Raw genomic sequence first — 18,505 nt, forward strand, 5'->3', positions numbered from 1 at the left:
TCATCCGCCCGACGGCGAGATCTCCGCCCGACGGGGTGGGTGCCGAGCGCCCCCGGCGACGCCTCAGACCGATGTCGCGGCGCGCAGCGCGATGCGGATCATGTCGCCGAACGTCTGCTCGCGCTCCTGTGCCGTGGTCTCCTCGCCCGTGACGATGTGATCCGACACCGTGCAGATGGCCAGCGCCCGACGCCCGTGATACGCGGCGAGGGTGTAGAGCCCCGCTGCCTCCATCTCGACGCCGAGGGCCCCGTGCTGCACGAACGGCTCGGTCAGCTCGGGGCGGGTGCTGTAGAACTGGTCGCTCGAGAACAGCAGGCCCACGTGCACGCCGACGTCGAGGGGCTCGGCCTCGCTCGCCTCGACCGCCGCGCGCAGCAGTCCGAAGTCGGCGACGGGGGCGTAGTCGAGTCCGTGGAAGCGCACGCGGTTGATGCCAGAGTCGGTGCACGCGCCGTTCGCGATGATGATGTCGCGCACCGCGAGCTTCTCGGTCAGGGCCCCGCACGACCCGACGCGCACGATCGTCTGCACGTCGTACTCCTCGAACAGCTCACTCGCATAGATGGCCATCGACGGCTGGCCCATGCCCGAGCCCTGCACCGAGACGCGGTGACCGTTCCACGTGCCGGTGTAGCCCAGCATCCCGCGGGTCTCGGAGTACAGCTCGGCGTCGTCGAGGAAGTTCTCGGCGATCCACTTCGCCCGCAGCGGGTCGCCGGGGAACAGGACGACGGGGGCGATCTGACCGGGCTGTGCGGCGATGTGCGTGCTCATGGCTTCAGCGTACGAGGCGTTCCGATGAGGATGCTCAGCCCTCGCGCCGCCGCACGATCTCGCCGATCCACGCCGGAGCGAACGGCGAGGTGCAGCCGGGAGCGGTGGGGTAGTCGGCGAGCACCTGCAGGCGCTCACCGATCTCGAGCGCCCGCGGCCGCAGCTCGGGGTGGAAGATGCCGATGTTCGCGAGCGTCTCGTTCATCGCCCACTGCAGGCGTTTCGGGGCATCCTTGAGATCGCGCTCGATCAGGTCGAGCAGGTGATCGAGGTCGAGGCCTTCGGCATCCTTCGAGACGCGGACCGTCGTGAGCGACCACGCGGCCGCGGCGACCGTCGGGTCGGCGTCGTCGAACCAGCGCAGCCGAAGCTCCTCGGCCAGAGGGGTCTTCTTCGCGACGTAGTTCACGAACCAGTCGTTGACCTTGGGGGCCTGCGTCTGACGCAGCATCGCGTCGAGCTCATCGGCGGTGAACTGCTTCGGGGTGCAGATCAGCAGCGCCAGCAGGCGGGCGGCGGTGTCACCCGTCTCCCAGAGCTCCTTCGCCAGCGGCTGATCGGTCTTGATCCGCTTCGCCAGCGTCCGCAGGCGGCTGAGGTTGATGCCGTGATCGTCACCGCGCTTCTCGTTCGCGGCGCGCATCTTCGGGTCCTCGAGGGCGGCGAGTTCCGTGAGCGCCTCGGGAGCGGTCATGTCTGACATGTCATCAGAGTAGGCCCGGAGCGCTTGTCAAGGCCCGGGCCTCGGCGTGCATCCGGCTCTACTCTCACGGGAGATCGAACTCCGACGAAGGGAAATGCCATGAGCCGCGACAGCGACGACATCAGCACCGACCGCACCGACATCAGCTCGGAGCCGTCGCCCGGCCCCGAGGAGAACGACAACCTCGGCGCCGAGGACAACAAGGGCGAGCCGCCGACGGTCGTGCCGTCCGGCACGGGCGACGAGACCGACGATGACGAGGTGCTCGCCGACGACCCCGAACAGGACTGACGCCGGAGCGCACTCACTCCTCGTCGACGAGCTCTCCGCGGATGCGGCGGAGGTCTTCCATCAGCGATCCGATCAGGATCCAGTGGCTCGACGACGGAGGGCGGATCACGAGCGGCGCCGTCAGGGCGGGGATGGCCGACGTCAGAGCCTCGGGCTCGGGTGACACGTCGGCGATCTGCACCGCCAGGCGCACGTCGTGCCCTGCTCGGCGCAGCTGCTCGGCGATCGCGGTGGCCGCCGGCTCCTGGCCGATCGAGTCGTCGTAGTGGTCGAAGTACGCGCGCGTCATGCCGATGGTCTGCGTCACGATGGGCGACAGGCGCTCGAGCAGGGCGCGCATCTCGACGAGCTCCTCACGGTGCGTCGAACGGCGCGGGTTGAGAGTCAGCGACTCCTCGCCCGCGGCGATCGACGCCTCGGCGGCATCCTTCATCGGGCGCAGCAGTCGCGCTTCGAGCAGAAGCTCCTGCAGCCTGGCGGGCGTCTGCGGCTCGGGCAGCGCATCGGCGAGCCGGTCGAGACTCGCGGCGAGCTCTCTGCCGAGCAGTCCGAGATCGCGGCGGGCGGGAGCGACCAGCACCGGAGGCACGATGAGCGCGTTCACGACGATGCCGATGACCACGCCGATCAGGGTCTCCAAGATGCGCGCGATCGCATAGTCGGGGGTCGACCCGAGGGCCAGCACCAGCATCGCCGAGATCGCGACCTGGTTGCCTGTGCCGGGCGTCGCCCTGAACGCCCACGCCACGAGCATGGCCACGACGATCGCGAGCAGCACGATCCAGCTCGGTGACCCGAGGAGCAGGCCCAGCGCCACGGCGATCACCACGCCGACGATCACGCCGATGCTGCGCTCGAGGGCCTTCGACAGCGACTGATTGACGCTCGGCTGCACGACCAGCAGCGCCGCGATCGCGGCGAACACGGGCAGTTGACCCGGCACGACCCAGCCCGCGAGCAGCCACGCGGCGATCGTGGCCGCGGCGGACTTCACCACCTGCAGCAGGGGCGAGCGCTTCGAGGCGCGGATCGCGGCATGGATGCGCATGCGGTCAACGCTACTCGCGCCGGCACCCGGTCCGGCATCCGACGAGTGCCCGCCGCATGATAGACGCGCTGACCGGGTTCGTCCACGGGGGCAGTCCCGCGGTCGATCGGGCGCAGAGTGAGCCGCCCACCCCCAGATCACGAGGAGACACCATGTACTTCCACCTCCAGCAGCTCATCAACGACATCGAGGTCGACGAGCCCGATCCCGCAGCGGCGAACGCGCTGCAGGAGGGCCTCGGCGGCCAGTTCGGCGAGATGCGCACGATGATGCAGTACCTGTTCCAGAGCATCAACTTCCGCGGGCCTTCGGCCAAGCCGTACCGCGACCTCATCCAGGGCATCGGCACCGAGGAGATCAGCCACGTCGAGCTCATCGGCACCACGATCTCGCGTCTGCTCGACGGCTCGCCCGAGTACCACGGCAAGAAGGATGCTCCCGTCGACGCTCCGGGCGCCGGCGGTGCGGTGCCGCTGAACATCGCCCTGGACCACAGCAACATCCACCACTACCTGGTCGGCGCACAGGGAGCGATGCCGGTGGATGCTGCGGGCAACCCGTGGCTGGGCAGCTACGTGTACAACTCGGGCAACCTCGTGCTCGATCTGCTCTACAACCTGATGCTGGAGTCGACGGGCCGCCTGCAGAAGTGCCGCCTCTACGAGATGACGGCGAACAAGACCGCGCGGTCGACGATCTCGTACCTGATCGTGCGCGATCAGGCCCACGAGAACGCATACGCCAGGGCCCTCGAGACTCTGGGCGTGAACTGGCGGACGGCCCTCCCCATCCCTAAGACCAACGCCGAGAGCTTCCCCGAGGTCAAGCGGCTGCTGGACCTGGGGCTGCAGAGCAAGCAGTACTCGTTCGACCTCGACGATCTCTCCGAGGCGGGGAAGATCTTCCAGGGCATGTCGCCCTCCGGCGACGGCACGACCCTCGACGCGAGCGAGCAGGCGCCGGAGGGCGTCCCCCTGGTGATCTCGCCCGAGCGTCCTGAGGAGTTCGCACCGGGGGCGGATGACGACCTGCGCGCACTCATCGAGGCCACAGCGGCGATGGAGATGGCCGACATCGACGCCACGTTCGGCCGTATGTCCTGACCCGTGCAGGGTGGTCCGCCGAGCCGCCCGTGTCAACCCCGTGGCCGATTCCGCGCGGACGAGGCTGAATCGAACCAGACGAACACGACCGACGAACAGTGAGGAGCATCACATGGTGCAGATCATCGAGACCATCGACGTCCACGTTCCCATCGACGTGGCCTACAACCAGTGGACGCAGTTCGAGAGCTTCCCCCAGTTCCTCGACGAGGTGGAGTCGATCGTCCAGATCGACGACACGCACACCCGCTGGAAGGTGAACGTCGGCGGGGCGACCCGCGAGTTCGACGCCGAGATCACCGAGCAGCACCCCGACGAGCGTGTCGCCTGGAACAGCATCGGTGGCGAGACCGAGCATGCGGGCGTCGTGACGTTCCACAAGATCGAAGACCTCACGACCCGCGTCACGGTGCAGATCGACTGGGAGCCCGAAGGGCTGCTCGAGAAGGTCGGCTCGCTGCTGGGCGCAGGATCGCACGCGGTGAAGAAGGATCTGCAGAACTTCAAGGAGTTCATGGAGAAGCGCGGCACCGAGACCGGTGCCTGGCGCGGTGACGTCGAGGCCTGAGGCCACGCGTCGCGAGGCCCGAACGGCGGATGCCCCTTCCGCCGGTCGGGCCTCTTTCTCTGCGCTGCGTGGGTATGCACGGCGGTCTAAGGACTCCTCGAGCCCGAAGATAGGGCATCCTCCCGATGTCGTGAGGGTGACTCAGAGCGGATTCTGAAGACATCGCACACCGAGGAGATGTCATGTTCGAGCACCCGTATCTCGCCTTCAGGTCGACCCCGTTCGACCAGGAGCAGCTCGCACGCGCGGCCGAGCTCCGTCGCGTCATCGAGGAGCACCCCGACCAGATCGTCGGACGGCGGTCCGGCCCCATCCGGCGTCTGATCGGCCGCCTGCTGCGGGCGGACGACGCATCGCGCGGCGCGGTAACGGACGCCGGTCGGCACGCCGCGCACCGGGCATCCGTCACGTGCGATCCGGCTCCCGCGCGGTGATCGCCGCTCCGTTCTCGGCCGCAGGCAGCACGACCCCGGATGTCGGCGGGGAGTGGCACGATGAATCCATGCCCCCGTCCGCCCCCAGTGCCGCGATGGTCGGCCGAGAGTCCGAGCTCGCGATCATCCGCGAGCTCTTCGGGCGAGCGGTCGACGGGGTGCCGGTCGCCGCTCTCATCGAGGGTGAGGCGGGCATCGGCAAGTCGCGACTGCTGCGCGAGTTCAGCGCCGAGGTGGCGAGCCGGGCCGACGTGCATGTCGGCTGGTGCCTCGATCTCGGGGCTTCTCGCACCCCTTTCGGGCCGCTCGCCGGCATCCTGCGCTCGATCGTGGCGAGCATGGGAGCCGATCGCGTGCGCGCCGAGATCGGCGTCGGCGTCGAGGCGCTCGGCATGCTGCTGCCCGAGCTCAACCCCACCGACCGGTCGCAGACCAGCCCCGAGCGCCTGCGCGACGCGATCGCCGCTCTCATCGAGGCGGCAGCCGAACACGCGCCGCAGGTGCTCGTCGTCGAAGACCTGCACTGGGCCGACGAGTCGACCCTGGCGCTGCTCTAGTACCTCCTGCGCACGCTCGCGCACGGGCGCATCCTGCTGCTGCTGACCTGCCGCTCCGACGACGTGAGGCGCGGCGACGCGGTGAGCCGCTTCATCGGCGAGTCGGCCCGCGCGCGTCTGCTCGAGCGAGTCGCGATCGATCGCCTCGACACCTCGGCTGTGCGCGCGCTGGTCGAATCCCTCACCGGGCAGCCGGTCACCGACGCAGCCCTCGACCGCATCCATGATCGCGCCGAGGGCGTGCCGTTCTTCGTCGAAGAGCTCGCCGGATGCTCGACGGGGCCCCTGCCCGGCAGCCTGCGCGATCTTCTGCTCGCCCGCTTCGACCGCCTCGGCGACGATGCCAGGCGGGTGGTGCAGGTCGTCTCGGGAGCCGAGCGGCCGCTCGCGCACCCGCTCGTCACCCGTCTCGCCGGTCTGCCCGACGCGCGCCTCGACGATGCGATCCGCGAGGCGACGCTCAGCGGCATCCTCGTCGTGGTCGACGACGACTACCGGTTCCGCCATGCGCTGCTGCGCGAAGCCGTGCACGACGACCTGCTTCCCGGCGAGAGAGCGCGACTGCACCGGGCGTATGCCGAGGCGCTCGAAGACGTCGGCTCAGACACCGACACCCCCGACTCCGCGGCGCTCGCGTATCACTGGCAGCTCGCTCAAGACGACCGGCGTGCGCTCGCCGCGGCCGTCACGGCGATGGCCGACGCCAAGTCGCGGTTCGCGTTCGCGAGCGCAGCGCGGTTCGGCGAGCTGGCCCTCGACCTCTGGATACAGGTGCCCGATGCCGAGGCCGTCGTGGGTGTGGCGCGCCTCGAGGTGCTGCGTACGCTCGGCTCCGTGCTGCGCAACGCGGGCGACGGCGAGAGGGCGCTCGCGGTGGTCGAACTCGCGCTCGCCGAGGTCGATCCGACGACGGTCGACCCGCGCATGCACGCCCGGCTGCTGCGCGACAAGGCGTACTACATGATGAATCTCGGCCGAGCCGGGGCGATTCCGCTGCTGCAGCAGGCGCTCGAGATCCTCGAGGCGCGGGTCGACGACGACCGGCTGCGCGCCTCGGTGCTGAACCAGCTCGCCAGCCGACTCATGATCTCCGGGCGCCTCGAGGAGGCGATCGCGATGGCGGAGGAGGCGGGAGAACGTGCCGCGCGCGCCGGGTCCGACGATGAGGCGTCGATAGCGGCGAACGTGCGGGGCGGAGCCCTGGCGCACCTCGGGGAACTCGACGAGGGGCATCGCGAGTATGCGCTCGCGCTGCAGCTCGCCTCGGGCACGAACGCCGAGATGAGGTACCGGGTCAACTACTCCGATCTGCTCGGCCTGCTCGGGCGCTATCGCGATGCCGTCAGGGTGGCCGAGGAGGGGCTCGCACCTGCGCGCGCCTTCGGTGTCGAGCGCACCACGGGTGCCCTGATGACGCAGAACATGGCCGTGCCTCTGCTCGAGATGGGCGAGATCGACCGGGTCGAGGCGATGCTGACGCGCGAACTCGCTCAGCGGACGCTGCGCATCTCGCACATGTACTCGACGATGACGCGCGTGCGGGTGCTCTCGTGGCGAGGCAGGCATGAGGAGGCCGCCGAGATCGTGCGCGAGTGGCACCCCGCGTTCGACGAGACAGGCCGGGTGGAGCGCCAGATCTGGTACGACGAGGTCATGATGCGCGTCGCCGTCGCCGAGGGGCGAGGCGACCTCGCCGGCGCGCTCGACGAGGTCAGAGCGATGCTCGCCGATGAGGGGCCGGTGTTCCTGCATCAGCGCCGACTGCTTCTCGAGGCGGCATGGTTCATCGCCGAGCTGCGGGCGAGCGGCGTCGAGGTCGAGGCGGCGGTCACCGACGTGCGCGAGGCATGGTGCGCCCAGCCGCCGCAGCTGCGCGGCGACACGTGGGAGCAGATCGTCGAGGCTTTCCTCTCTCCGTCCGTCTCCGCGCTGCGGCAGGCGGTCGAACTCGCCGACGATCCCGACGTGCCCGTGACATTCGCGGCGATCACGCGGCTCGCCCTCGCCCGCAGGCTGGTCGACGCCGGCGATCGCGGTGCGGCCGGCACTGTGCTCGCTCACGCGATGCGAGAGGCCGAACGTCTGGGGCACGTGCCCTTGGTGCAGATCATCGGTGAGTTCCGTGCTGCGGCGGGGCTCGCCGCGGCATCCGGACTCCCCGGCGCAGAAGGCGACGCCGACCCGCTCACCGCCCGGGAGCGACAGGTGCTCGAGCTCATCGCCGAGGGGCTGAGCAACCGCCAGATCGGGGAGCGGCTGTTCATCAGCGTCAAGACCGTGAGCGTGCACGTGTCGGCCGTGCTGCGCAAACTCGGGGTCAGCACCCGCACCGAGGCGGCCGTTCTGCAGAAGAATCCGAAGTTCCTGACCAATGCGCAGCATGCCGTGGTACGTTGAGCAGGCGCGTATGTCGGACGTTCCGTCACGGCGCGGGTCGCGTAAGCGGCCGTTTGAAAACAGAAAGTAGAAAACACATGGCCACTGGCACTGTGAAATGGTTCAACGCGGAAAAGGGCTTCGGCTTCATCGCTCCCGATGACGGCACGGACGACCTCTTCGCCCACTACTCGGCAATCACCGGCTCCGGTTTCAAGGAGCTTCGTGAGAACCAGAAGGTCGAATTCGACGCTGAGCGTGGCCCCAAGGGCATGCAGGCGGCGAACATCCGCGCTCTCTGAGCGCGCATAGGCTTCCTGAAACCGGCCGGATCCTCACGGATCCGGCCGGTTTTTTGCGTACCCGGGTATGCGCAGTGCGGTCGGATGCCGTGCGGGGTCAGTTCGGCATCCGAATCGCTGATTTGCGGTGCGGAAATGGCCCCGACTGGCCGGTGGGTGCGGAAGTGGCCCCGGCTGATCTCGCCCCGAGATGAGGCTTGCCTAACTTTCTGTTAGATTAGGCGAGGCTTACCAAAGCCTGGCGCACTCTGCGCCCCGCCCCCTCACCTCGAACCGAAGGAACGCCTGTGCGCACCTCTCGCCTTCTCGCCGCCGGTGTCGCCGCGGCCCTCGCCGTCGGCCTCACGGCCTGCGCGACGCCCGCCGCCGACTCGACCTCTGACTCCGCCGGCGGCAACCCCGCCGATGACGGTGCCTTCCCCGTCACGATCGAGCACGTGTTCGGCGAGACCACGATCGAGGAGAAGCCCGAGCGCGTCGCGACGATCGCATGGGCGAACCACGAGGTTCCCCTCGCTCTCGGCATCGTCCCGGTCGGCATGAGCAAGGCCACGTGGGGCGACGACGACGACAACGGCATCCTGCCCTGGGTCGAGGACAAGCTCGACGAACTCGGCGGCGAAGAGCCCGTGCTGTTCGACGAGTCCGACGGCATCGACTACGAGGCCGTCGCCGACACGCAGCCCGACGTCATCCTCGCGGCGTACTCGGGTCTGACGCAGGAGGAGTACGACCAGCTGTCGAAGATCGCACCGGTCGTCGCCTACCCCGAGGTCGCCTGGGGCACCCCGGTCGACGAGATGATCGAGATGAACTCGAAGGCGCTCGGCCTCGAGGAGGAGGGCGACGCCCTCATCGAAGAGCTGCACGCCGACGCCGAGGCCGCCCTCGAGGAGAACAGCGCCCTCAAGGACAAGAAGGTGCTGTTCGCGTACGTCGACCCGAGCGACCTGAGCCAGGTCGGCTACTACACCGCGATCGACACGCGCCCCGGCTACCTGCACGACGACCTGGGTCTTCCGCTTCCGTCGATCGTCGAGGAGAACGCGGACAGCAAGGAGTTCTACCTCTCGGTGAGCTCCGAAGAGGCTGACACCTTCGACGACGTCGATGTCTTCGTGACCTACGGCGACGACTCGCTCATCGCCACCATGCAGGCCGACCCGCTGCTGTCGAAGATCCCCGCGATCGCCGCCGGCAACATCGTGATCCTGCCCGACTCCACCCCGATCGCGGCCTCGGCGAACCCGTCGCCGCTGTCGATCCAGTGGGGCCTGTCCGACTACCTCGGCCTGCTGGCAGCACCGCTCGCCGCGAAGTGACCGTCGGCGTCACCTTCGCACACTGAATTCCCGTGACCGCTGTCACCGTTCCCCTGCCGGGCGTCGCAGATCTGCGACGCCCGGCATGGGCGCGCACGCTCTGGCTGCTCGTCGGCCTGGGAGTGCTGCTCGTGCTCTGCATCCTGTCGATCTGCTTCGGCGTGCGCTCCGTGAGCATCGACGACGTCTTCGCCGCCCTGGCGGGGCAGGATGACACGCTCGCGCAGGCTGCGATCATCAAGCGCCTCCCGCGCACGGTGCTCGCGATCCTCGTCGGGGCAGCCCTCGCTCTCTCCGGCGCGACGATGCAGGCGGTCACCCGCAACCCGATCGCCGACCCCGGCATCCTCGGCGTCTCGAACGGCGCCTCGCTCGCCGTCGTCTTCGGCCTCGCCTTCTTCGGCCTCACCGACGCCTACAGCCAGATGGCGCTCGCGATCATCGGCGCTGCCCTCGCCGCAGCCTTCGTCTACACGGTCGGCTCACTCGGACGCGGCGGCGCCACCCCCCTCAAGCTCGCGCTCGCGGGTGCCGCCACCTCGGCCGCCTTCGCCTCGCTCATCAGCGCGGTCATGCTGCCGCGCGTCGACCTGCTGCAGGCGTTCCAGTCGTGGCAGATCGGCGGAGTGGGCGGCGCAGAATGGCCGCGCATCGCGCTCACCGCTCCCGTGCTGGCGCTCGGCGCACTGATCTGCTTCGCCAGCGCCCGGGGCATGAATTCCCTCGCGCTCGGCGACGACATGGCGAAGGGGCTCGGCGAGCACGTCTTCCGCACGCGCCTCCTGTCGGCGGTCGGCGCCGTGATCCTCGCGGGAGCAGCCACGGCCATCGCGGGACCCATCGGCTTCGTCGGTCTCGTGATCCCGCATGTGTGCCGGATGCTGATCGGCACCGACCACCGCTGGCTGCTGCCGTTCTCGGCCATGGCCGGCGCCGCCCTGCTGCTCGCGAGCGACATCGTCGGCCGCGTCATCGCGCCGACCTCGGAGGAGATCCAGGTCGGCATCATCACCGCCATCATCGGCGCCCCGTTCTTCATCTGGATCGTCCGTCGTCAGAAGGTGCGTGAACTGTGAGCACCATCGACCGCGCCGCCGCCCAGACTCCGGCAGCATCCGACCGCACCAGCGACGTCGCGGCCCTCATCGCGGGCCGCCGCTCACGCCACCGCCGGCACGCCGTGGCCACGATCGTGCTCGGGGTGCTGCTGCTCGTGCTGTTCGCCGTGGCGCTGATGATCGGCAACACGTTCTATCCGCTCGACGAGGTGATCCGCGTGATCCTTGGCGAGACCGTGCCGGGGGCGTCGTTCACCGTCGGCGAGCTGCGCCTGCCCCGCGCGGTGCTCGCGATCCTCGCGGGCTTCGCGTTCGGCATCGCCGGCGTCTCGTTCCAGACGCTGCTGCGCAACCCGCTCGCCTCGCCCGACATCATCGGCATCTCGAACGGCGCCGGCGCCGCGGCGGTGTTCGGCATCATCGTGCTGTCGCTCAACGGGCCGATCGTCTCGCTGCTCGCGCTCGGCGGTGCGATCGTCACGGCAGGAGTCATCTACCTGCTGTCGATCAAGAATGGCTTCGCGGGCACCCGGCTGATCCTGATCGGCATCGGTGTCGCGGCGATGCTGCAGAGCATCATCTCGTACATGCTGTCGAGGGCCGCGAACTGGGACATCCAGACCGCGATGCAGTGGCTCACCGGCAGCCTGAACAATGCCTCGTGGGAGCGCGTGATGCCGCTCGCGATCGCTGCGGTCATCATCGTGCCGCTCCTTCTCCTGCAGGGCCGGGCGCTCGGGGCGATGCAGCTCGGCGACGATTCGGCGTCCGGTCTCGGGGTGCGGGTCAACACGACTCGTCTGCTCTTCATCCTCGGCGCAGTCGCACTGCTGGCGTTCGCCACCGCCGCGACCGGCCCCATCGCGTTCGTGGCGTTCATGGCGGGTCCGATCGCGGCCCGCATCACGGGGCCCGGAGCGAACCTGCTCGTCCCCAGCGCATTCATCGGCGCTGTGCTCGTGCTCGGAGGCGACCTGATCGGTCAGTTCGCGTTCGGCGAGCGCTACCCGGTCGGCGTGATCACCGGTGTGCTCGGCGCTCCGTACCTCATCTACCTGCTCATCCGCACGAACCGCTCGGGAGGCTCCCTGTGACCGAGGCGCACACTCTGACGGCGGAGTCCGTCACTCTCGCCTACGGCGACCGGACGATCATCGACGGCCTCGACCTCTCGATCGCGCCGGGCAAGATCACCACGATCGTCGGAGCGAACGGATGCGGCAAGTCGACGCTGCTGCGCTCGCTCGCGCGCCTGCTCTCGCCGACCGCCGGTCAGATCGTGCTCGACGGCAGGTCCGTGCACGCGCGCCCCACCAAGGAGGTCGCGCGCATCCTCGGCCTCCTGCCACAGTCGCCCGTCGCGCCCGAGGGCATCGCCGTCGCGGATCTCGTCGGCCGCGGCCGGCATCCGCATCAGAAGATGCTGGCTCGCTGGAGCGCTCACGACTACGAGGTCGTGGCGGATGCTCTGGCCGCCACCGGCACCACGGAGCTCGCCGACCGCAGCGTCGACGAGCTCTCGGGCGGCCAGCGTCAGCGCGTGTGGATCGCCATGGCGCTCGCGCAGGAGACCGACATCCTGCTGCTCGACGAGCCGACCACGTTCCTCGACGTCGCTCACCAGGTCGAGGTCCTCGATCTGCTCACCGACCTGAGCGTCTCGCGCGGCACCACGATCGTCATGGTGCTGCACGACCTCAACCTCGCCGCACGCTACTCCGATGAGCTCGTCGCGATGAAGGAGGGCAGGGTGCACGCCACCGGCGCTCCGCAGGACGTCGTGACCGCCCAGCTCGTCGAAGAGGTCTTCGACCTCGCGAACCAGATCACCATCGACCCCGTCTCGGGCAAGCCGATGGTCACCCCGATCGGAAGGCATCATGTCCGCTGAGACCACGACCGAACGTCCCACCTACGTGCTGGCCCGCGCCGAGGTGCGCCGGGTCGAACGGGTGTCGCCGAACTTCGTGCGGGTCACGTTCGGGGGCTCCGAGCTCGACGAGTTCGGCACCCCGGGCGACACCTTCGACTCTCGGATCAAGCTCGTCTTCCCGCCGGCATCCGGCATCCTCCCCGACCTCGACCGCGACACCGACGACTGGTGGGGCTCGTACCTGGCCGTTCCCGAGGCGGAGCGCGGCTCGATGCGCACCTACTCGGTGCGCGACCTGCGGCTGACCGAGCAGGGCACCGAGCTCGATGTCGATTTCGTGCTGCACCTGGCACCGGGTCTGAGCGGTCCGGCCTCGCGCTGGGCGGATGCTGCGGCTGCCGGGCAGGAGCTGTTCATCGTCGGTCCGCGTCGTGGTGTGTCGGCCGCCGATCATCACGGTGCCGAATACGAGCCCGGTTCTGCGGCTTCGGTCGTGCTGGCCGGCGATGAGACCGCGGCACCGGCGATCGCGCGCATCCTCGAAGACGCGCCGCGCGACCTGCGCGGCTGCGCCTTCATCGAGGTGCCGGTGCCCGCCGATGTCCTCCGCATCGACGCCCCGGCCGGGGTCGAGGTGCACTGGCTGCCTCGCGAGGTCGGAGAGTCGCACGGGGTGCGCCTGATCCCCGCGGTGCTCGCGTACCTCGGTGATGCGGATGCCGGCGAGGAGATCGCCGTGGAGGACATCGAGTCCGAGGATCTGCTCTGGGAGACGCCCGAATACTCGGGTCTCGGTGAAGAGATCGCGGTGACGGATGCTTCCGCGGAGCGCTACTTCTGGATCGCCGGCGAGAGCGGCGTCGTCACGACACTGCGCCGCCACCTGGTCAAGGACCTCGGCATCGACCGTTCGCAGGTCGCCTTCATGGGCTACTGGCGCCACGGCGTCGCCATGCGCGGCTGACGGCTCGCATCGGCGCTCGCATCGGCGTGCCGCCGTCATCCGCGCTGCGACGCCCATGCCTCGAACTCGGACTGCACCTCGTCGAAGAATTCCGTCTTGGCTCGGGTGTAGTCGTCGTAGTCGGCCTTGCCCCGCTGGGCGGCGCTGAGCTTTCGCTTCTCGGCCTCGTAGCGGCGTCGCGCATCGGGGTCGGCTCGCAGCCAGTCGCGGAACCAGATCGTGTACTGGCCCCAGGGCGAGTCTGCGCGTCGCACATGGAGGATCGCCTTCTCTCTCTCGTGCCAGAACAGCAGCTTCTGCCAGACGTCCGGATGTGCGGGGGTGGAACCTCGGGGAATGTCGCGGTCGACTCCCGGTGAGTCCGGCCGGGCCCCGCGGGCGCGCTCGTAACCGAGCGGAGCGAGCCGTCGCACGAGGTCCGCCTCCTCGGGGAGGATCACGGTGCGCAGCTGCAGATCGAGGAACGGCTTGGCGGGAAGGCCGGCGACCGCTGTCGAACCGATGTGATCGAGTGTCGCGGACTCGGCACCGGCCATTCCGTCGAGCGCCTCGCTGAGCTCCGCCAGAAGCTGGGACGCTCGCGGCGCCCAGTCCGTCTGATGCTCGACGAGCGCGGCGGGATTGTGTTCGTCACTCACCGGGCCAGTGTACGGATTCGGTCGAGCGGAACACCGGAACCGCTGGCGCACGGGGATGCCGCGCCGTAGCATCCGAGGGAATCGATCGATGCCGAGGAGGCCGTCTGATGACCCCGCACACGCTCGAGCTCCCTGAGGTCGACCTCGTCTACGACGTGCACGGCCCACTGCCGACAGCCGATGGTCGCCCGCCGCTGATGATGATCGGCCAGCCGATGGATGCGAGCGGATTCCAGGCGCAGGTGGCGCTGTTCGACGACCGCACCGTCGTGACCTATGACCCGCGCGGGCTGGGCCGGAGCGTGCGCAAGGACGGCGGGGCCACGAACGCCCCCGAAGTCCAGGCCGAGGACGTCCACGCGATCATCGAGGCACTCGGTGCAGGCCCGGTCGACATGTTCGCGAGCAGCGGTGGGGCGGTGACCGCACTCGCCCTCGTCACCGCTCACCCGCACGACGTCGCCACCCTGGTCGCTCATGAGCCGCCGATCGACAGTGTGCTGCCGGATGCCGAAGAAGTGCATCGCGCCCGGGTGGCCTATACCCGGGCGTACCAGGACAGGGGCTGGGGTGCCGGGATGGCGGCGTTCGTCGCGATGACCTCGTGGGAGGGCGAGGTCACCGAGGAGTTCCTCGCTCAGCCGGCCCCCGACCCCGCGGCGTTCGGGATGCCGACGGACGACGACGGCAGGCGGGACGATCCACTGCTGTCCGAGCTCTCGTGGGCGGTGCCGCTCTACGAGCCGGACCTGGAGGCGCTGACGGCGTCCCCGACGCGGATCGTCGTCGCCGTCGGGGAAGAGTCCCTGAAGGGGTACACCGGACGCACCTCGATCGCACTGGCCGAGGCGCTCGGCCAGCAGGCGACGGTCTTCCCCAGTCACCACGGCGGCTTCATGGGTGGCGAATTCGGCTACGCCGGTCAGCCCGAGGCCTTCGCCGCCACGCTCCGCGAGGTGCTCGACCGGCCGTAGGGGGCGAGCGAGACCTCGTCGACGCGTCCTGTCATCAGCCATCGCACGCACCGAAGGAGATATCGCGCTGCGAAGGGCCTCACGCGGCCTTCGGCCCTTCGCTGCGGGAGATCACCTTCGCAGCGCGCGCACGAGCGGGAGCGCGAGCGGGGGCGGCAGCGGGAGCGGGAGCACGAGCGGGAGCGGGAGCGGTAGCGGGAGCGGAGCGAATGCCGCCTATGCGGTCGCGCGCACCACGAGTTCGGTGTCGAGGACGACCGAGCGGGGGGATGCCCCGGCGATGACCTCGAGCAGCACGGCGACCATCTGCGCGCTGATCTGATCCCACGGCTGGCGCATGGTCGTGATGGGCGGCTCATGGGTGGCGGCGAGGCCTGAGTCGTCGAAGCCGGCGATCGCGATGTCCTCGGGCACGCGGCGCCCTGCGCGGCGGGCGGCGGCGATGGCTCCGGCCGCCATCCGGTCGGATGCCGCGAACACCGCGTCCACATCGTGCTCGAGCATCCGGGTCATGGCGGCGAGTCCTGATTCGTAGGAGTAGTCGCCCTGCTCGACCAGCGACTCGTCGTAGAGCTCGCCGAGTTCCTCGCGGAATCCGACCAGGCGGTAGCGCCCACCGGGGGTGTCGTCGGGGCCGGTGATCATGCCGATGCGGCGGTGCCCCTGTGTCACGAGGTGTGCGGCCATCGTGCGCGCGGAGGCGACCTCGTCGACCGAGATGGTCGACAGCTCTCGTTCGTGCCCGAGGGGCACGCCGCAGCACACGGTCGGGATGCCGACCTCGATCAGCTGGTCGAGCAGCGGATCGGACTCGTGCGACGAGATCAGCATCACACCGTCGACGTGCCCGGCGCTGAGGAACTGCGCGACGCTCTCCCGCTCGGCGGGGGTTCCGGCGACGAGCAGCACGAGCGTCATGGCCCGCTGAGCGAGTGCTTCGGCGGCGCCGCGCAGCAGCAGGGCGAAGGTCGGGTCGTCGAACAGCAGCTGCTGAGGCTCGGTGAGCAGGAAGGCGAGGGATCCGGCACGTCCGGTCGCGAGGCTGCGTGCGTGGTGGTTGGCGGTGTAGCCGGCGGCGAGGATCGCCTCTTCGACGGCCTGCCTGGCGTCGGGGGACACCCAGTGCCCGCCGTTGATCACTCGCGAGACCGTGCTGCGGGACACCCCCGCCTGCGCCGCGATCTGGCGGATCGTCGGCTTGCGCTTCGCGCTGACATCACTCATCGCCTGTGACTCTACCCACAGCATCCGGTGCAGCGGTAGTCCACCCTGGGACCGGTCTCAGTTCGGTAACGACGGTTGTGTCGGGCGATGATCGTGGGGTAGAACTGAGACCGGTCCCAGTCATCTCCGCATGACAACCTGAGACCGGTCCCAGTCGAATGAACGACAGCACGTCGGGACACGCACCACGACCGCACCGACCCGATGGAGTGCCGATGACCTCCCCCCACGCCTGGCCCGCCCTGAGCGGAATCGCCTACGGCGGCGACTACAACCCCGAGCAGTGGTCTCGTGAGACCTGGCGCGAGGATGTCGTCCTGATGCGCCAGGCCGGGGTGAACCTCGTCAGCGTCGGCATCTTCTCGTGGGCGCTCATCGAGGTCGCCGAGGGCGAGTTCGACTTCGACTGGCTCGACGAGCTGCTCGACCTGCTGCACGAGAACGGCATCGCGGTCGACCTCGGCACGCCGACGGCCTCGCCGCCCGCCTGGTTCTTCGCGAACCACCCCGACGCCCACGTGATCGACCGCGATGGGCGCACGATGGGCTTCGGCTCGCGCGGCATGGCCTCGCACTCGTCTCCGGCCTATCGCGAGGCCATCGTGCGGATCGCGGATGCTCTCGCGGCGCGCTATGCGCAGCATCCGGCCGTCGTGCTCTGGCACGTGCACAACGAGTACGGCGTTCCCGTCGGCGAGGACTACTCGCCGAACGCGGTCGCCGCCTTCCGGCTCTGGCTCCAGGAGAAGTACGGCTCGCTCGACGCGCTCAACAGCGCATGGGGCACCGCCTTCTGGGGCCAGCACTACTCGGCATGGGAGCACGTCGGGGCCCCGGCCATCGCTCCGAGCGTCGTGAACCCCGCTCAGCGCCTCGACTTCGCGCGTTTCACGGATCACCAGCTGCGCGCGTGCTTCGCCGCCGAGCGCGATGCGATCCGCGCGCACGCCGACCAGCCCGTCACGACGAACTTCATGGCGAACCAGAGCTGGACCACCGACCTCTGGGCCTGGGGCCGCGAGGTCGACATCGTCTCGGACGACCACTACCTGTGGGCCGCCGACGAAGACGCGCACATCGGCCTGGCCATCGCGGCCGACCTCAGCCGCTCGGTCGGTGGAGGCAAGCCGTGGATCCTCATGGAGCACTCCACCTCGGCCGTGAACTGGCAGCCGCGCAACATCGCAAAGCGCCGGGGAGAGATGAAGCGCAACTCCCTCACGCACCTCGGCCGCGGCGCCGACGGCATCCTGTTCTTCCAGTGGCGCGCAGGGCGATCCGGTGCCGAGAAGTTCCACTCGGCGATGCTGCCGCACGCCGGCACCGAGTCGCGGGTGTTCCGCGAGGTCGTCGATCTGGGCGCAGCCCTCAGCCGCCTCGACGAGGTGCAGGGCAGCGTCGTGAAGGCCGACGTCGCGATCCTCTGGGACTTCGAGTCGTTCTGGGCGCAGGACCTCGAGTGGCGTCCGTCCGAAGACGTCACGCATGCCGCGCAGGTGCGCCGCTTCTATGAGCAGCTCTGGCGCGACGGCATCACGGTCGACTTCGCTCTGCCCGGTCAGGACCTCTCGGGCTACCGTCTGGTCGTCGCCCCGGCGCAGTACCTGCTGAGCGCCGCGGATGCCGCCAACCTCACCGCCTATGTGAACGACGGGGGCACCCTGCTCGTGTCGTTCTTCTCGGCGATCGTCGACGAGAACGATGCCGTGCACGCGGGCGGCTTCGTCGCTCCGCTGCGCGAGGCGCTCGGCCTCACGGTCGAGGAGTTCCTGCCGCTTCGCGAGGGCGAGAGCCACGGCCTCGACTGGGTCGACCACGAGGGCGTCGTCGCCGACGTCTGGCAGGAGGACATCGCGCTCGAGGGAGCCGAGGTCGTCGCGAACTTCTCGGGCGGACCCGGCGAGGGCGAGCCGGCCATCACGCGTCACCGCCATGGTGCGGGGACCGGCTGGTACGTCGGCACCCGGCTGGATGCCGCGGGCATGCGCGCACTCCTGCACGAGGTCTACACGGACGCCGAGATCACCCCGGCCGGCACCCCCGACGGCCTCGAGGTCATCACGCGCCACGGCGCCGACGCGGTCTACCGCATCGCCGTGAACCACCGAGACGACGACGTCGAGTTCGAAGCCGCAGGCGTCGAGCTCCTCAGCGGCGACGAGGTCGCGGGCTCCCTGACGATCGCGGCGGGCGGCGTCGCCGTCATCCGCACCTCCCCCTGACAGCACGGACAGCACCACCCGCTTCACCCAGCACCACCCCACCCCGGTCGCGATGACGCGCAGCGCATCGT

Annotated in this window: 19 protein-coding genes; 14 read left to right on the plus strand and 5 right to left on the minus strand. The window is 69.4% G+C overall.

Annotated features, from left to right (window positions below; translation table 11 throughout):
* Positions 1-63: 63 nt before the first annotated feature.
* The gene (deoD, locus tag AC3WS6_RS03880; protein ID WP_492499754.1) at positions 64-777 is read right to left on the minus strand and encodes a purine-nucleoside phosphorylase; all 714 of its coding nucleotides are present in this window, start codon (positions 775-777) and stop codon (positions 64-66) included.
* Between the two features lie 34 nt (positions 778-811).
* On the minus strand, positions 812-1,480 hold the full coding sequence (locus tag AC3WS6_RS03885; RefSeq protein WP_492499755.1) for a DNA alkylation repair protein: 669 nt from the start codon (positions 1,478-1,480) through the stop codon (positions 812-814).
* A gap of 99 nt (positions 1,481-1,579) precedes the next feature.
* On the opposite strand from AC3WS6_RS03885, the gene AC3WS6_RS03890 reads away from it, so the two are divergent.
* Positions 1,580-1,771: a hypothetical protein gene (locus AC3WS6_RS03890; RefSeq protein WP_492499756.1), complete on the plus strand. Its 192-nt coding sequence runs from the start codon at positions 1,580-1,582 to the stop codon at positions 1,769-1,771.
* Between the two features lie 13 nt (positions 1,772-1,784).
* Here AC3WS6_RS03890 and AC3WS6_RS03895 read toward each other — a convergent pair whose 3' ends face one another.
* Positions 1,785-2,819, minus strand: a complete 1,035-nt coding sequence (locus AC3WS6_RS03895) for an FUSC family protein (RefSeq protein ID WP_492499757.1) — start codon at positions 2,817-2,819, stop codon at positions 1,785-1,787.
* A gap of 152 nt (positions 2,820-2,971) precedes the next feature.
* On the opposite strand from AC3WS6_RS03895, the gene AC3WS6_RS03900 reads away from it, so the two are divergent.
* The 11 genes from AC3WS6_RS03900 (at position 2,972) to AC3WS6_RS03950 (ending at position 13,376) form a co-directional block, all read left to right on the plus strand.
* On the plus strand, positions 2,972-3,922 hold the full coding sequence (locus tag AC3WS6_RS03900) for a manganese catalase family protein (RefSeq protein WP_492499758.1): 951 nt from the start codon (positions 2,972-2,974) through the stop codon (positions 3,920-3,922).
* Positions 3,923-4,034: 112 nt separating this feature from the next.
* Complete coding sequence (locus AC3WS6_RS03905; protein ID WP_492499759.1) at positions 4,035-4,490, plus strand: SRPBCC family protein; 456 nt, start codon at positions 4,035-4,037, stop codon at positions 4,488-4,490.
* A gap of 182 nt (positions 4,491-4,672) precedes the next feature.
* The gene (locus tag AC3WS6_RS03910; RefSeq protein ID WP_492499760.1) at positions 4,673-4,924 is read left to right on the plus strand and encodes a hypothetical protein; all 252 of its coding nucleotides are present in this window, start codon (positions 4,673-4,675) and stop codon (positions 4,922-4,924) included.
* A 68-nt stretch (positions 4,925-4,992) separates the two neighbouring features.
* On the plus strand, positions 4,993-5,481 hold the full coding sequence (locus AC3WS6_RS03915; protein ID WP_492499761.1) for an AAA family ATPase: 489 nt from the start codon (positions 4,993-4,995) through the stop codon (positions 5,479-5,481).
* Between the two features lie 81 nt (positions 5,482-5,562).
* On the plus strand, positions 5,563-7,878 hold the full coding sequence (locus AC3WS6_RS03920) for a helix-turn-helix transcriptional regulator (RefSeq protein ID WP_492499762.1): 2,316 nt from the start codon (positions 5,563-5,565) through the stop codon (positions 7,876-7,878).
* A 77-nt stretch (positions 7,879-7,955) separates the two neighbouring features.
* Positions 7,956-8,159, plus strand: a complete 204-nt coding sequence (locus AC3WS6_RS03925; protein ID WP_042538190.1) for a cold-shock protein — start codon at positions 7,956-7,958, stop codon at positions 8,157-8,159.
* A 287-nt stretch (positions 8,160-8,446) separates the two neighbouring features.
* Complete coding sequence (locus AC3WS6_RS03930) at positions 8,447-9,481, plus strand: iron-siderophore ABC transporter substrate-binding protein (RefSeq protein ID WP_492499763.1); 1,035 nt, start codon at positions 8,447-8,449, stop codon at positions 9,479-9,481.
* Positions 9,482-9,513: 32 nt separating this feature from the next.
* The gene (locus tag AC3WS6_RS03935) at positions 9,514-10,557 is read left to right on the plus strand and encodes a FecCD family ABC transporter permease (RefSeq protein ID WP_492499764.1); all 1,044 of its coding nucleotides are present in this window, start codon (positions 9,514-9,516) and stop codon (positions 10,555-10,557) included.
* The gene (locus AC3WS6_RS03940) at positions 10,554-11,633 is read left to right on the plus strand and encodes a FecCD family ABC transporter permease (RefSeq protein ID WP_492499765.1); all 1,080 of its coding nucleotides are present in this window, start codon (positions 10,554-10,556) and stop codon (positions 11,631-11,633) included. The genes AC3WS6_RS03935 and AC3WS6_RS03940 overlap by 4 nt, the downstream gene beginning before the upstream one ends.
* Entirely contained in the window at positions 11,630-12,430 is an 801-nt protein-coding gene (locus AC3WS6_RS03945; RefSeq protein WP_492499766.1) for an ABC transporter ATP-binding protein, read from the plus strand. Before AC3WS6_RS03940 ends, AC3WS6_RS03945 begins: the two co-directional genes overlap by 4 nt.
* Positions 12,420-13,376, plus strand: a complete 957-nt coding sequence (locus AC3WS6_RS03950; RefSeq protein ID WP_492499767.1) for a siderophore-interacting protein — start codon at positions 12,420-12,422, stop codon at positions 13,374-13,376. The genes AC3WS6_RS03945 and AC3WS6_RS03950 overlap by 11 nt, the downstream gene beginning before the upstream one ends.
* Positions 13,377-13,411: 35 nt before the next feature.
* Here the strand turns inward: AC3WS6_RS03950 and AC3WS6_RS03955 are convergent, their stop codons facing one another.
* Positions 13,412-14,014 (minus strand): GrpB family protein, encoded by a 603-nt coding sequence (locus AC3WS6_RS03955; protein WP_492499768.1) that lies wholly within the window; start codon positions 14,012-14,014, stop codon positions 13,412-13,414.
* 107 nt (positions 14,015-14,121) lie between these two features.
* Between AC3WS6_RS03955 and AC3WS6_RS03960 the strand changes: the two genes are divergently transcribed.
* A complete protein-coding gene (locus AC3WS6_RS03960) occupies positions 14,122-14,988 on the plus strand; it encodes an alpha/beta fold hydrolase (protein WP_492499769.1) in 867 nt (288 codons plus the stop codon).
* Positions 14,989-15,204: 216 nt separating this feature from the next.
* Here the strand turns inward: AC3WS6_RS03960 and AC3WS6_RS03965 are convergent, their stop codons facing one another.
* The gene (locus AC3WS6_RS03965) at positions 15,205-16,212 is read right to left on the minus strand and encodes a LacI family DNA-binding transcriptional regulator (protein ID WP_492499770.1); all 1,008 of its coding nucleotides are present in this window, start codon (positions 16,210-16,212) and stop codon (positions 15,205-15,207) included.
* A 215-nt stretch (positions 16,213-16,427) separates the two neighbouring features.
* On the opposite strand from AC3WS6_RS03965, the gene AC3WS6_RS03970 reads away from it, so the two are divergent.
* Complete coding sequence (locus AC3WS6_RS03970; RefSeq protein ID WP_492499771.1) at positions 16,428-18,434, plus strand: beta-galactosidase; 2,007 nt, start codon at positions 16,428-16,430, stop codon at positions 18,432-18,434.
* The last annotated feature ends 71 nt before the right edge of the window (positions 18,435-18,505 follow it).

It is taken from the genome of Microbacterium sp. EB106-03-03-XG65 (assembly GCF_058791955.1).